Below are 15,248 nucleotides of genomic sequence, written 5' to 3' on the forward strand. Positions count from 1 at the left end.
TCCGTCCTGTTTCGCAGAGGTCAACCATGCCCAATATTCCGCTTCGAGCCATCGCGGCCGGCGCCGCGTCGGCGTTCGCACTCAACGCGCACGCGCAATCGGCCGAATCCACTCCCGCCACTCAGCCGTCGCCCAATGCCGCCACGCAGCAGCCTGCCGCGGCCGGCAGCGAAAAGACGCTGAACGCCGTCGTCGTCTCCGTCAAGCGACTGGATGCGGCGCGCAACGCGCTATCGCCACAGACCGGCAGTTCCGTCTACAGCTTCGACAGTACGGATATCGAAGCGCTACCGCTGGGGGAGAACACTAGCCTGAACCAGGTTCTGTTGCAGGCGCCCGGCGTTGTGCAGGACTCATTCGGGCAACTGCACGTCCGTGGCGATCATGCCAATCTCCAGTACCGCATCAACGGCGTCTTCGTGCCAGAGCCGATCAGCGGCTTCGGGCAGATGCTCGACACGCGCTTCGCCGATGAGATCAAGCTTGTCACCGGGGCCCTGCCGGCGCAGTACGGCTACCGCACCGCAGGCGTGATCGATATCACCACCAAGGGCGCGGCAACCGACGAAAGCGGCAAACCGAAGACGTTCGGCGGGGAGATCGGCACGGTGATCGGCAGCCACGCTGATCATGAGGTCAACGCGCAGATCCAGGGCGCCAAGGGCCCGTTCAGCTACTACCTCAGTGGATCGTTCGTCGAGAACAACCTCGGCATCGAGAATCCCACCAGCAGCAGGAACGCGATTCATGATCACACCGATCAGAGCAAGGGTTTCGGCATGCTGTCTTATCTGCTGAATGCCGATAATCGCGTCAGTTTCATGTTCGGGACGGCCAACAACCGCTTCGAGATCCCGAACCGGCCGGGGCTGGCACCGCAGTTCACCCTCGACGGCGTCACGCCGCCCGCGTCGGAAAACCTGAACGCCAACCAGCGTGAAAAGAACGACTTCCAGATCTTGTCGTATCAGAGCAAGGTCTCGTCCGCGCTTGACTACCAGGTCTCGCTGTTCCACCGAACCAGCCGGATCGACTACTCGCCCGATCCGATTGGCGACCTCGTCTACAACGGCGTCGCTTCCAACATCACCCGGCGCAACGAAGCCACCGGCCTGCAGGCCGATGCCAGCTACATCCTGAATCCACGCCACACGCTGCGCACCGGGGTCTTCGTGCAGCGCGAACACTTTGGGGTGGATAACACCTCGAGCGTATTTCCTGCCGATGCCGACGGCAACCAGACCAGCGGCGTGCCGTTCACCATCGTCGACAACAACAGTCGCTCAGGCACCACGCTTGGCTTTTACCTGCAGGACGAGTGGAAGGCCACCGACAAGCTGACGGTCAACTTCGGTGCCCGGTATGACCACGTCAATACGGTGGTCAGCGAGCAGCAGCTCAGTCCCCGCCTGGGACTGACCTATGACGTGACCAACTCGACCCGGCTGCATGCCGGCTACGCACGGTATTTCACGCCGCCTGCAACGGAGAAAATCGATACCACCACGGTGGACAAATTCAGCGGTACCACGAATGCATTACCTTCCGACGCCAATACGGCCGTGCGCTCGGAACGTTCCGACTACTTCGATGTCGGCGTTTCGCACCAGGCGACCGCGAACCTGACGCTGGGTCTCGATGCCTACTATCGGAAGGTGCGCCATCTCCAGGACGAAGGCCAGTTCGGCAATGCGCTGATCTTCTCCACGTTCAACTACGATCAGGGCAAGATCTACGGTGTGGAGGGCACGGCCAATTATCGCCAGGGCAACTTCGGCGCCTATCTGAACGTCGGCGTATCGCGTGCGATGGGCAAGGGAATCGAGACCGGCCAGTTCAACTTCGGTCCGGACGAACTGGCCTACATTGCCAACAATTGGGTGCACCTCGATCACGACCAGACCGTGGCGGGCTCGCTTGGCGCTCCTTACCTGTGGCAGGGCACTCTGCTGACTGCCGATGCGCTGTATGGCAGCGGGTTGCGCAATGGCTTTGCCAATACGTCGCACTTGCCGGCTTACTTCCAGGTAAATGTGGGCATCGCGCACACCTTTGATCTGCCCACTATCGGCAAACTCAAGACGCGCTTCACGGTGATCAACCTGTTCGATCGTTCCTACCAGTTGCGCGATGGCACGGGAATCGGCGTTGGTGCGCCGCAGTATGCGCCGCGTCGAAGCTTCTATGTAGCGGTTTCCAAACCGTTTTGAGTGGCCCTGCGGCATGCCCGCGCCGCCGTCGTGCGCAGCACGGCGGCGCAGAAGCATGCAAGGCTGCATCGGGGTAAATACTGGATATTGGTAATACCAGTTTACCTGTCCGAGGGCCTGACCTAGACTGCCTTCACTCGGCATGCGTGCGGCGCGGCAGTGTGGTCGCGGGCATCCGGATCTGCATCCCCAAAAAAGCAGAACGCAGGAGACCCGAGTGCACGACGAAGATAATCCGCCGGCGCCACCGAAGCGCCGCAGTCAGGCATGGTTTGGACGGCTGGATCGCGATGGCTTTATTTATCGGTCCTGGCTGAAGAATCGCGGCATTCCGCACGACCAGTTCGATGGCCGCCCGGTCATCGGCATCTGCAATACCTATTCGGAACTCACCCCCTGTAATTCCCATTTCCGCACGCTGGCCGATCAGGTCAAGACCGGAGTATGGGAAGCCGGAGGATTTCCGCTCGAATTTCCCGTGATGTCGCTCGGGGAAACGCTGCTGCGTCCCACCGCCATGCTGTTCCGCAATCTGGCCAGCATGGATGTCGAAGAGTCGATTCGCGGCAATCCGATCGATGGCGTGGTGTTGCTGATGGGCTGCGACAAGACTACGCCGGCGTCGATGATGGGCGCTGCGTCGTGCGACTTGCCGACCATTGGCGTTTCCGGCGGGCCGATGCTGAGCGGCAAATACCGCGGCCAGGAGCTTGGCTCGGGCACCGATGTTTGGAAGATGTCGGAGGAAGTCCGCGCCGGCCATATGTCGCAGGAAGAATTCTTCGAGGCCGAAAGTTGCATGCATCGCTCGCACGGCCATTGCATGACGATGGGCACGGCGTCCACCATGGCCTGCATGGTCGAAGCGCTTGGCATGAGCCTGCCCGGCAACGCCGCGATTCCCGCCGTGGACGGCCGCCGCAACATCCTTGCGCGCGCATCCGGACGACGCATCGTGCAGATGGTCAACGACAATCTCGTGATGTCGAAAATCCTGACGCGGCAGGCTTTCGAAAATGCGATCAAGGTTAACGCAGCGATTGGCGGCTCCACCAATGCGGTCATCCACCTGCTGGCGATCGCCGGACGCATGGGCGTGGAACTGCACCTCGACGATTGGGACAAGCTTGGCCATACCCTGCCCTGCCTGCTCGATCTGCAACCCTCCGGGCGGCATCTGATGGAGGACTTCTACTATGCGGGCGGCCTGCCGGCGGTGATCCGCGAACTGCGCGACGTGCTGGCGCGCGATGCGCTGACCGTCAACGGCAAGTCGCTGTGGGACAACTGCAAGGACGCCCCGAACTGGAATCGCGAGGTGATTCACGCGTTTGATGCGCCGTTCAAGGCGGGCGCGGGCATCGCGGTGCTGTACGGCAACCTGTGCCCGGACGGCGCGGTGATCAAGCCATCGGCCGCCACGCCGGCGCTGCTCAAGCATACCGGCCGCGCGGTGGTATTCGAGAACAGCGACCACATGCATGCGCGGCTCGACGACGAATCGCTCGATGTCGATGAAACCTGCGTGCTGGTGCTCAAGAATTGCGGGCCGCGCGGCTATCCCGGCATGGCCGAGGCGGGCAACATGCCGCTGCCGCCCAAACTGCTGCGCAAGGGCATTACCGACATGGTGCGCATCTCGGACGCGCGCATGAGCGGTACGGCCTACGGCACCGTCGTGCTGCACGTGGCGCCCGAGGCGGCGGCGGGCGGCCCACTGGCGCTGGTGCAAGACGGCGACCAGATCGAACTCGACGTGCAGGCGCGCAAGCTCCATCTGCATGTTTCCGACGAGGAACTGGCGCGCCGCCGTGCGGCGTGGCAGGCACCGGAATTGCCGATGTCGCGTGGCTGGACGCGGCTATACGTCGAGCATGTGCAGCAGGCCAATCGCGGCGCCGATCTCGATTTTCTCGTCGGCAAGAGCGGCGCCGGCGTGCCCAAGGACAACCACTGATTCCATGGTTTGGCGCCGCCGTCGTGCGGCGCGACGACACTCACCGCCGGTCAACCGGCTGCAGCGCAGCGCGACACACAAGGAGACGCGACGCATGGCATCTGTACAGATTCGGGATGTGCAGAAATATTTCGCCGGCGCCCAGGTCATTCGTGGCGTGAGCATCGACATCGCGGACGGCCAGTTCACGGTGCTGGTGGGGCCGTCGGGCTGCGGAAAATCGACGCTGCTGCGCATGCTGGCGGGACTGGAGGAGATAAGCGCCGGCGAGATTTCCATCGGCGACCGCGTGGTCAACCAGTTGCCGCCCAAGGAGCGCGACATCGCGATGGTGTTCCAGAACTATGCGCTCTATCCGCATATGACCGTGTACGACAACATGGCGTTCTCGCTGAAGCTGGCTGGCATGGCCAAGGACGTCATCAAGCAGAAGGTCGACAAGGCATCGGGCATCCTGGGGCTCGGTCAGTTGCTCGATCGCTATCCGCGCCAGTTGTCCGGCGGCCAGCGCCAGCGTGTGGCGATGGGACGCGCCATCGTGCGCGATCCGCAGGTGTTCCTGTTCGACGAGCCGCTGTCCAATCTCGATGCCAAGCTGCGCGTGCAGATGCGCGCGGAGATCAAGGAACTGCACCAGCGCCTGCGCACCACATCGGTGTATGTCACGCACGACCAGATCGAGGCGATGACGATGGCCGACCAGATCGTCGTCATGCGCGATGGGCGCGTCGAACAGCGCGGCAAGCCGCTGGCGCTGTATGACGATCCCGATAATCTCTTCGTGGCGGGCTTTATTGGATCGCCGGCGATGAATTTCGTGCCAGGCGTACTGCGGCGGCAAAACGGCGAGGCGATGGTCGAATTTGCCGACGGCACGCGGCTGCATCCCCCGGCCCGCCTCGCGCCCGGCGCGGGCGTCGATGGCCAGCGCGTGATCTATGGCGCCAGGCCGGAGCATCTGCGGCGCGGCAGTGCGGGCGAAGGATTTCCCACGCGCGTCGCGGTGGTGGAGCCTACCGGGGCCAATACCGAGGTGTACTCGCGCTTTGGCGACACCGAGTTCATTTCGATATTCCGGGAACGGCATGATTTTGTGGCTGGCGATGCGCTACATCTGGTGCCCGATCATCTCCATTCCCACCTGTTCGATGCGGAAACGGGACAGGCGCTGCCGCGTCAGTGAATCGCCACGCCGCGCGGCATGCCGACGACACGGCACAGGTTTCAGGCAGCACAGCATCAATGGCAGCACCTACACAGCGCGCCACGCTGACCACGAGGAGACAATGCGATGAGCCAATCCGGACACTTCACGAGACGCGATTTCCTGGTATCCACGGCGGCGGCCGCCGCCACCACGGCGCTGGGCGGCAATGCTCAGGCTGCCACCGCGCTGCAATACAAGCCAGAGGCCGGCGCCAAGCTGCGCGTGCTGCGCTGGAAGCGGTTCGTTCAGGGCGACGAAGACCTCTGGAATGCGAACACGAAGAAATTCTCCGAGCTCACCGGCGTGGAGGTCCGCGTCGACAATGAAGGTTGGGAAGACGTGCGACCGAAGGCAGCCGTCGCGGCCAGCGTTGGCACCGGCCCTGACATCGTGCTCGGGTGGTTCGACGATCCACAGCAATATCCGTCAAAGCTCGTCGATGTATCCGATGTGGCCAACTATTTGGGCGGCAAGCACGGCGGCTGGTACGACGTCTGCAAGAAATACGGCATGTACGACGGCAAGTGGATCGCCCTGCCGCTGGGCGTGGTCGGCAATGCGCTGGTCTACCGCGAAAGCCATGTGAAAGCCGCCGGCTTCGACAGCATTCCGAAGGACACCGCCGGTTTTCTGAAACTGTGCCAGGCACTTAAGGCCAAGAACACGCCGTGCGGCTTTGCGCTCGGCAAGGCCGTAGGCGATGGCAACAACTGGGCGCACTGGCTGCTGTGGTCGCACGGCGGCATGCTGGTCGACACCAAGGGCAAGGTAGTGGTGAACTCGCCCGAAACCTGGGCGGCGCTGGAATATGCGAAGCAGCTCTACGCGACTTTCGTGCCCGGCACGCTGTCGTGGCAGGACCCCTCCAACAACAAGGCGTTTCTCGATGGACAGGTGAGCCTGACCGCAAACGGCATATCGGTCTACTACGCGGCCAAGAATTCTAAAGAACCGAAACTGCAGGAAATGGCGCGCGATATCCAGCACGCGCACTTTCCGATCGGCAAGAGCGGCAAGCCTACGGAGCTCATGCAGATCACCCAGATGATGATTTTCAAATACTGCAAATATCCGAACGCGGCCAAGGCCTACCTGCAATTCATGATGGAGCCGGAGCAATACAACCCGTGGATGGAAGCGGCCATCGGTTATGTCAGCCAGCCGCTCAAGGAGTACGAAGCGAATCCGATCTGGACGGCCGACCCGAAGCACACCGTCTATCGCGATGCCGCATCGCTGATGCTCGACAACGGCCACGCCGGCCCGCTGGGCACGGCGTCGGCGGCGTCGATGGCCGACTACATCGTGCTGGACATGGTGGCCGAAGCCGCCAGCGGCGCCAAGACGCCTAAGGAAGCGGCGGCACGCGCGGCGCAGCGGGCGGAGCGCTATTACAAGGCGTGACACCCTGGCGGCTCCATCCCGATAGGCCGAAAACGTCGTGCAGATATCCGCCGCGGTGCGCGCATCGCGGCGGTCGGAGAGAAACACCATGCTGTCGCGCCTGGCAAACAATCGTCACGCATTGGGCCTGCTGTTTATGCTGCCCACCGCATTGCTACTGCTGGTCTTTCTGACGTATCCGCTTGGGCTGGGCGTCTGGCTCGGTTTTACCGATACCAAGATCGGACGGATCGGCGAGTGGATCGGCATGGCCAATTACACCTATCTGGCCGGCGATTCGTTAACGCAACTGGCGCTGTTCAACACCATTTTCTACACGCTGATCGCGAGCGTACTCAAGTTTGTACTCGGGCTGTGGCTGGCGCTGATTCTGAACAGGAACCTGCCGTTCAAATCGTTTTTCCGTGCTGTGGTGTTGCTGCCTTGGATCGTGCCGACGGCGCTGTCGGCGCTGGCCTTCTGGTGGATCTACGACGCACAGTTCTCGATTATCAGCTGGACGCTGGTGAAACTGGGATGGATTGACCGCTATATCGATTTTCTTGGCGATCCGTGGCTGGCGCGCTTTTCCACCATCGCGGCCAATGTCTGGCGCGGCATTCCCTTTGTCGCCATTTCGCTGCTGGCCGGTTTGCAGACCATTTCTCCAACGCTGTATGAAGCGGCGTCGATCGATGGCGTGACGCCGTGGCAGCAATTCCGCTATGTCACTTTGCCGTTGCTGACGCCGATTATCGCGGTCGTCATGACGTTTTCGGTGCTGTTCACCTTTACCGATTTCCAGCTGATCTATGTGCTGACGCGCGGCGGCCCGCTCAATGCCACACACCTGATGGCCACGCTTTCCTTCCAGCGTGCGATTCCGGGCGGATCGCTTGGCGAAGGCGCGGCGCTAGCGACGATGATGGTGCCGTTTCTGCTGGCGGCCATCATGTTTTCCTACTTCGGACTGCAACGGCGCGGCTGGCAACAGGGAGGCGACAAATGAAGCGCGATCCGGCATCGGCCAATGAACAGCAAGGCATGGATTATTTGCAGTCCGTGCCGCGCCGCTGGGTCACGCTTTATATCCCGCTTGGGGTGTTCGTGTTTGTCCTGCTGTTTCCGTTTTACTGGATGGCGATTACGGCATTCAAGCCCGATGGCGAACTGCTGATGCAAAGCGCCAATCCGTTCCTGGTGGTGGCGCCCACGCTGGCGCATTTCAAGAAGCTGCTGTTCGACACGCCCTACCCGGCCTGGCTGCTCAACACCGTGCTGGTTTCGACGGTCTCGACATTTGCGTCGCTGGCGGCAAGCGTGCTGGCCGCCTACGCGATCGAGCGATTGCGCTTTCAAGGCGCCAAGCAGGTGGGTCTGGCGATTTTCCTGGCCTATCTGATTCCACCTTCGATCTTGTTTATTCCGTTGGCATCGATCGTGTTCCAGCTTGGTTTGTTCGATACGCGCTGGGCGCTGATCCTGACCTATCCGACTTTCCTGATTCCGTTCTGCACCTGGCTGCTGATGGGCTATTTCCGCTCGATCCCTTACGAACTCGAGGAATGCGCGCTGATCGACGGCGCCACGCGCTGGGAAATCCTGGTGAAAATCATCCTGCCGCTGGCCGTGCCTGGCCTGATCTCGGCCGGGATTTTCGCCTTCACGCTGTCCTGGAATGAATTCATCTACGCGCTGACCTTTATTTCGTCCTCGGAGGTGAAAACCGTGCCGGTCGGCATCGTCACCGAACTGGTCGAAGGCGATGTCTACCACTGGGGCGCGCTCATGGCAGGCGCCCTGCTCGGATCGCTGCCGGTGGCCGTGGTGTACTCGTTTTTCGTTGAGTACTACGTGTCCGGAATGACCGGCGCCGTCAAGGAATAACCGGGCCGCGCTAAAGCCCCGACGCTGGCGCGAACCCCTGCCCCGTCCACCGCAGTTTTTGGCCGTGCAGCTTTCGGTTTGTTAAGACACCATTGCGATAAGAAAACTTATCGCAATAGCATTGAGCGGGATCGCAACCACACGTTATTGACGTCGCCTATCGTCGCGCGAAAGATCCAATGAAAAAGGGGCGCCGAAGCGCCCCTTGGGTCAATAGTGCTGACGGCACTGCAATACGTAAGTCGTACCATCCTGGACGATGTAGACCAGACGGTCAGACTTTGTGATCCGCCGCGACCAGAACCCGGTCAAGTCGCCTTTCAGAGGTTCCGGCTTGCCGGTGCCCTTGAATGGGTCACGGGCAATCTCCTCGAGGAGCCCGTTGATCTCCTCCACGATCCGCATGTCATGCTGCTGCCAGTACAGATAATCAGCCCATGCGTGTGTGGAGAAACCTACTTTGCAGCTATTTTCAGCGACTGCCTTGTTCTTCGACTTTTGCTTTTGAGACATTTAGTGGCAGTTCCTTGATGGAGGTCTTGCCAGCTCGAAACTCGGCGATGGATTCGCGCAGCCGTGCGGCGTTCTTCTCGGAACCCAGCAGATGCAGTGTTTCCTGCATGCTGTTGTAGTCCTCGAGAGACATCAGCACGACATGCTCGCCGCGCTGTCGCGTAATGACAGTGGGCTCATGGTCCTTGCAGACCGAATCCAACGCCTGCTTGAAGCAGGCCCGCGCCTCGCTAAAAGTCATGACGTTCATACACTTACCTCTCTGCACCCAAGCGGCGTCGTTTGCGCCAGCCCAAGCAGTTGTGCTTGCCTTGGTCCCGCAACAAGGTATGGGGGTCGGGACTAAACCCTCGTAGACCGACGAATCGGTTTTACGATTGCTCACCTAGCGCAAACATTGTACGGAACTTTGTACGCCGCAGCAAGCAACCGTCGACCGGATCGCTGTAGGTCTAAAACCGCACATTTATACAGGGGGCTGGCGATTCAGGGCGATGCCCCTCTGGTGACGAGGGTGCGCAGTATGGGGCAAGAAAATGGGGGTAACGACTGGGGGAGAAAGCAGCGATGGGCGTGAATGACGCGCGGCTTGCAGCCGGTGCACCTCATCGGATCTCGCATCGGCCAACCGCTCGCGCCCATTGCGTTCTCCATGCAACGGGCGCGTTCTACGTTGGCGTCAGGGCATGTCGCCTCAGTCGTCCAGCAGCGACAGATCGCGCACAGCGCCCTTGTCGGCCGATGTGACGAGCTTGGCGTAGGCCTTGAGGGCGCCGGATACGTTGCGCGGGCGCGCTTTTGCCGGCTTCCAGCCCTTGGCGTCCTGCTCGGCACGGCGGCGCGCCAGTTCGTCGTCCGACAGCAGCACGTTGATGGTGCGATTCGGGATGTCGATGCGGATGCGGTCGCCGTCGCGCACCAGCCCGATGGCGCCACCCGCGGCGGCCTCGGGCGAGCAGTGGCCGATCGACAGGCCCGACGTGCCGCCCGAGAAGCGGCCGTCGGTCAGCAATGCGCACGCCTTGCCCAGCCCCTTGGACTTGATGTAGCTGGTCGGGTACAGCATTTCCTGCATGCCGGGGCCGCCCTTCGGGCCCTCGTAGCGGACGATCACCACGTCGCCGGCCTTCACCTTGCCGTTGAGAATGTTCTCAACGGCTTCATCTTGCGATTCGGTGACATGCGCGGTGCCTTCGAACACGAGGATGCTCTCGTCCACGCCCGCGGTCTTCACGACGCAGCCGTCCAGCGCGATATTCCCGGTCAGCACGGCCAGGCCGCCTTCCTTCGAGAACGCATGTTCGTAGGACCGGATGCACCCCTCGGCGCGATCGGTATCCAGGCTCGGCCAACGCGTGCTCTGGCTGAACGCCACCTGCGTCGGGATGCCGGCCGGACCCGCCATGTAGAACGTCCTGACGGCGTCGTCCTGCGTGCGCGTGATGTCCCATTGTTCCAGCGCGTCCCCGAGCGTCGGTGCGTGGACCGTCGGCACGTCGGTGTGCAGCTTTCCGGCGCGCTCCAGCTCGCCCAGGATGGCCATGATGCCGCCGGCGCGGTGCACGTCCTCGATGTGGTACTTGTTGGTGTTGGGCGCCACCTTGCACAACTGCGGCACGACGCGCGACAGGCGGTCGATATCGGTCATCGTGAAGTCGATACCGGCCTCCTGCGCGATGGCCAGCAAGTGCAGGATGGTGTTGGTGGATCCGCCCATGGCGATATCGAGCGTCATGGCGTTTTCAAACGCCTTGAATCCGACCGAGCGCGGCAGTACGCGTTCATCTTCGGCTTCGTAGTACTGGCGCGCCAGTTCGACGATGCGGCGGCCAGCGCGGCGGAACAGTTGCTCGCGATCCGCGTGCGTGGCCACCACCGTGCCGTTGCCGGGCAGCGACAGACCGAGCGCTTCGGTCAGGCAGTTCATCGAATTGGCGGTGAACATGCCCGAGCACGAACCGCAGGTCGGGCACGCCGAGCGTTCCACTTCGGCCACATCGGCGTCGGAATACGACGTGTCGGCCGCGATCACCATGGCGTCCACCAAATCGAGCTTCTTGAATTCGAGCTTCTTGGTGACGGGGTTGGCCAGCTGCGTCTTGCCTGCTTCCATCGGACCGCCGGACACGAAGATCACGGGGATGTTCAGGCGCATGGCGGCCATCAGCATGCCCGGCGTGATCTTGTCGCAATTGGAAATGCACACCAGCGCGTCGGCGCAGTGCGCATTGACCATGTATTCGACGGAATCGGCAATGATTTCGCGGCTCGGCAACGAATACAGCATGCCGTCATGGCCCATGGCGATGCCGTCGTCCACGGCGATGGTGTTGAATTCCTTGGCAACGCCACCGGCGGCCTCGATCTCGCGCGCGACCAGTTGGCCGAGATCCTTCAAATGGACGTGTCCGGGCACGAACTGGGTGAACGAATTGGCCACCGCGATGATCGGCTTGGAAAAATCTTCGTCTTTCATGCCGGTGGCGCGCCACAGCGAGCGGGCGCCCGCCATGTTGCGGCCGGCGGTGGATGTTTTGGAACGGTATGCGGGCATTGTGGGAACTGAGTGATTTCGCGATTGAGTTGCGGACCACGGGGTGACGGCCGCGCGCCCGTGCGAACAACCTCTTGAGCTGTGCTCTGGGCGAAAAGTCGCGATTATCCCATATCGCCTCGCCCAACCGGGCGCGCGGCCTCGTCGGTAGACCGGGTCGGTTCCGCGGGGCTCCTACGGAACACCGGCAGGCCCGTCGCTGCATCGCCGCAAAAACTGTCGCCATCCCGGCCCTGCCGATGGGCTGACAATGCGAGCAGGCGATGCGGCGCGCAAAAGAAAAACGCGCCCGGTTCAACCAAAATTGGTGGATCCGTGCGCTGAAAAATTAAGTTCCGATTAACGTAAGCGCTTAGAAATCAGCAGCTTGCTTACGTGGCAAAGGCGCGCGACGTCCACTCGCGCAGCGATATAAGTATGGTGATACACAGGCCTTACACATTCTTACAGCAAGCCACCGCCAACTTGTCTAACTTTGAAGCGACTCAGCGTTGCGATGCACCAATCGCGCAGCGCTGGACGGTAGTTTCCATGGCGTTCGCGCCTTCAATGAAGTACTCGTTCGTGCCTGCCGATGCGGCTCGCGCACGATCGAATCAACGGATCGGTCAACACGATCCTCATGCCTGTTCCGGCGACGTAGCAACGGCCCGGGACAACGGCACATAACAGCTGCTTGGGGGACGTGGGCACCTCTGCACCGAACGAGCCATCCGCTCGGGCGGCAGGGAAGTGCTGTCTGCGAAAACACAACCGCAATCGTATCGGCGATCGCGGAAGACCACCTTTTACCCGGGAGTTCGCATGGACAACAATTCCGACCGCAAGCCGACTGTGCCAACGCGCCTGCCGCCGTCGCAGCGGCCGCAGCCGCAGGGCGAATCCCTGGCGCCGCGCCGTGCCGGCTCGCTGAGCCTGCGCCCCGTCTGGCAGGTGGTGCCGCGGCTTGCCAGCTATGGCATGGTCGCCTTCATCATCTGGGTCATCCTGTCGGTGATGTTCCCGTACGTGTTCACGCGATCTTCGGAGCGGGCCATCGTCAATAGTCCGGTGACGCTGATCACCACACCTGTCGAAGGCATCGTCACCAAACAGGCCGTGCCGGTTGGCGCAGCATTCAAGGCGGGCCAGGCCCTGATGGGACTACAGAATCCGAACCTGGATCGCGCGTTGCTGATGGAGCTGACCGGCAAGCAGCTCGATAACCAGAAGCGGCTGGAGGCTGCCCGCAGCAAGCTGGACGGCGACCGTGCGCGACTCGCATCCACCAGCGACGACGTCAAGCGTTACCAGTCCGCCGCGCAGCGCGAGCATGCCTCGAAGATCCGCGGCATCGAGGCGCGACTGGCCGTCGCCAAACAACAGATCGACGCGCAGCAGGATGTGGTCAACCGCAATCAGGCGATGCAGTGGGCAGGCGCGGTCAGCCAGGCCTACACCGACGCCTCGCGCAACCAGCTGACGGTGCTAGCCGGCGCGCGCGATGCGATCCAGGCGGAGCTCGACACCGCGCGCAACAGCAGCGAGGCCGCCCGCAGCAAGGTCTACAGCTCCAGCACCGATGGCGCCGTCGGGGCGCTGACGCAACGTACCGACGAACTCAAGGCCGAAATCATCCAGCTCGAAGCCGAGGTCAAACAGCTGGAAGACTACGGCGCACAGGTCGACAAGCTGGTTGCCGCCGAGCAGCAGCGGCTGGACCGCGTTTCCAATCTCGATATCAAGGCGTATGCGGACGGCATTGTCGAAGACGTGCTGGCGCCGCCGGGCACGCGCGTGTCGGCCGGCGCCACGCTGATGCGCGCCACCAACTGCGCGGCGCCGAGTGTGGTGGCGGTGTTCCCGCGCAGCCTCAGCAAGGACCTGTTGCCTGGCGCCAAGGTCACCGTGCTCGTCGATGGCGTCGCCACGCCGCAGCCCGGCAAGGTCGCAGAAATCCTGCCGCGCGCGCCAGACGGCGACCAGGCGCGCTATTTCGTGCCGTTCCCGCCCATCGAGAAAAACGAAATCTATCTGATTGCCAAGCTCGACAAGCCGCTGCCCGATCTGCCCGGCGCAGGCAAGACGGACCGTTGCGCACTCGGCCACTGGGCCAAGGTCAGTCTCGACCGCCCGTGGTTTCGCCGGCTGATCTGATCGGAGCCGATCGTTTGGTCATGTATTCAACGCCCGCAGGAAGGAGACTACCGTGCAGCGTACTACCGCAGGAAAACGATCCCGGGCCGCGCGCAAGCGGCTGATCGACGCATTAATGACGGCCATGCTGGCCACGCCCCTGGCGCTGTGCGCCTCGCCGGCATCCGCTGTCGATCCGCGCGAGGCGCTGCGCGAGAGCGGCTGCCAGGCGCTGACCGCCCGTGTGGCGGCGATTCCCGGCGATGGACCGGTCATGCTCGCGAGCTATGAGGCCGCGCCGGGCGGGCAGCCGCTGCCCGGGCCGCTGCAGCAATCGGCGTTCGTCTACGACAACGCGCTGGCCGGCATCGCGCTGATCGCCTGTGGCCAGCGTGATGCCGCGCGTCGCGTGGCCGACGGCGTGGTCGCCGGCGTCACGCGCGACCGCCACTATCGCGACGGCCGCATCCGCAACGCCTATCGCGCGGGCGCCGTGCCGCAAGGACCGGTGCCATTGCCGGGATGGTGGGACGACAAGGCCAAACGCTGGTACGAGGACCGCTATCAGGTAGGCACCGCCACCGGCAATGTTGCGTGGGCCGCCCTGCTGTTGCTCGCCGCCTACGAGGGCACGCACGCGCAACGGTATCTCGATACGGCGCGCACGATGATGGCGTGGATCGACAAGGAAACCTACAACGCCGATGCGCCAGCCGCATTTGTCGGCGGGTATTTCGGCCACGAGCCGTCGCCGCAGCGGCAGGGCTGGAAATCGACCGAGCATAACGTCGACGCCTATGCGGCCTTTCGCTGGCTTTCTCACTATGACCCCGACCCGCGCTGGCGCACCGGCGCTGACCGCGCACGGCGCTTTGTCGAATCCATGTGGCAGCCCAATGAAGGCCGCTTTGCCATCGGCACGCGCGACGATGGCCGCACGCTCAACGCAGCGCCCTCGGCGCTCGATGCATCGCTCTGGCCGTTGATCGCCATTCCCGACGCCGCCGGCAACTGGCAACGCGCGCTCGACTGGGCGCGCAGCCGGCACGGCGTTCAGGGCGGCTATGGATTCAACGCGAACCCCGACGGCATCTGGACCGAAGGCACTGGCCAGGCGGCGCTGGTGCTGCGCGCCAGCGAGCGCGACGCCGCATCGCTATGGCCCGTGCTGATGGCCCAACGCGCGCCGTCGGGTCTGCTGTTCGCCACGCCGGAGGCGCGCATCCGCACTGGTCTGCAGATCGGCCCCGACTCGAAGACCGACGACTTCTATTACTTCCATCTGCCGCACCTGGGCGCCACCGCGTGGGCCGTGCTGGCGGCAGTCGGCTGGAATCCGTTCCAGCCCGGCGGCTGCCTGGGCCGCCGGTGCGATGCCGCCGCCACCGCCCCGCGGCCCGACAACCCTAGCAAGGACTGAAC

The 15,248-nt window shown here is 62.8% G+C and carries 11 protein-coding genes; 8 read left to right on the top strand and 3 right to left on the bottom strand.

Annotation, left to right across the window (positions count from 1 at the left end; all coding sequences use genetic code 11):
- Positions 1–26 precede the first annotated feature (26 nt).
- From F7R19_RS01430 to F7R19_RS01455, 6 genes are all read left to right on the top strand, one after another.
- Positions 27–2,210, top strand: a complete 2,184-nt coding sequence (locus tag F7R19_RS01430; protein ID WP_150979118.1) for a TonB-dependent receptor — start codon at positions 27–29, stop codon at positions 2,208–2,210.
- Between the two features lie 217 nt (positions 2,211–2,427).
- The gene (locus tag F7R19_RS01435; protein WP_223505735.1) at positions 2,428–4,167 is read left to right on the top strand and encodes an IlvD/Edd family dehydratase; all 1,740 of its coding nucleotides are present in this window, start codon (positions 2,428–2,430) and stop codon (positions 4,165–4,167) included.
- Between the two features lie 94 nt (positions 4,168–4,261).
- Entirely contained in the window at positions 4,262–5,350 is a 1,089-nt protein-coding gene (locus F7R19_RS01440) for an ABC transporter ATP-binding protein (protein ID WP_150979120.1), read from the top strand.
- A gap of 108 nt (positions 5,351–5,458) precedes the next feature.
- Positions 5,459–6,778, top strand: a complete 1,320-nt coding sequence (locus F7R19_RS01445) for an ABC transporter substrate-binding protein (protein ID WP_150979121.1) — start codon at positions 5,459–5,461, stop codon at positions 6,776–6,778.
- A gap of 88 nt (positions 6,779–6,866) precedes the next feature.
- Complete coding sequence (locus tag F7R19_RS01450; RefSeq protein ID WP_150979122.1) at positions 6,867–7,766, top strand: carbohydrate ABC transporter permease; 900 nt, start codon at positions 6,867–6,869, stop codon at positions 7,764–7,766.
- Positions 7,763–8,644, top strand: a complete 882-nt coding sequence (locus tag F7R19_RS01455) for a carbohydrate ABC transporter permease (RefSeq protein ID WP_150979123.1) — start codon at positions 7,763–7,765, stop codon at positions 8,642–8,644. The genes F7R19_RS01450 and F7R19_RS01455 overlap by 4 nt, the downstream gene beginning before the upstream one ends.
- Positions 8,645–8,854: 210 nt before the next feature.
- Here F7R19_RS01455 and F7R19_RS01460 read toward each other — a convergent pair whose 3' ends face one another.
- The 3 genes from F7R19_RS01460 to ilvD all read right to left on the bottom strand — a co-directional run bounded on the left by F7R19_RS01460 (position 8,855) and on the right by ilvD (position 11,711).
- The gene (locus tag F7R19_RS01460; RefSeq protein ID WP_150979124.1) at positions 8,855–9,157 is read right to left on the bottom strand and encodes a Txe/YoeB family addiction module toxin; all 303 of its coding nucleotides are present in this window, start codon (positions 9,155–9,157) and stop codon (positions 8,855–8,857) included.
- Entirely contained in the window at positions 9,117–9,407 is a 291-nt protein-coding gene (locus F7R19_RS01465) for a type II toxin-antitoxin system Phd/YefM family antitoxin (protein WP_150979125.1), read from the bottom strand. Before F7R19_RS01465 ends, F7R19_RS01460 begins: the two co-directional genes overlap by 41 nt.
- A 444-nt stretch (positions 9,408–9,851) precedes the next feature.
- Entirely contained in the window at positions 9,852–11,711 is a 1,860-nt protein-coding gene (ilvD, locus tag F7R19_RS01470; protein ID WP_150979126.1) for a dihydroxy-acid dehydratase, read from the bottom strand.
- A gap of 804 nt (positions 11,712–12,515) precedes the next feature.
- Between ilvD and F7R19_RS01475 the strand changes: the two genes are divergently transcribed.
- Together F7R19_RS01475 and F7R19_RS01480 are read left to right on the top strand one after the other, a co-directional pair.
- Positions 12,516–13,847 (top strand): HlyD family secretion protein, encoded by a 1,332-nt coding sequence (locus tag F7R19_RS01475; protein WP_150979127.1) that lies wholly within the window; start codon positions 12,516–12,518, stop codon positions 13,845–13,847.
- Positions 13,848–13,971: 124 nt separating this feature from the next.
- The gene (locus tag F7R19_RS01480; protein ID WP_150979286.1) at positions 13,972–15,246 is read left to right on the top strand and encodes a hypothetical protein; all 1,275 of its coding nucleotides are present in this window, start codon (positions 13,972–13,974) and stop codon (positions 15,244–15,246) included.
- Positions 15,247–15,248 lie beyond the last annotated feature (2 nt).

The organism is Cupriavidus pauculus, assembly GCF_008801835.1.
GTDB classification, from domain to species: Bacteria; Pseudomonadota; Gammaproteobacteria; order Burkholderiales; family Burkholderiaceae; genus Cupriavidus; species Cupriavidus pauculus.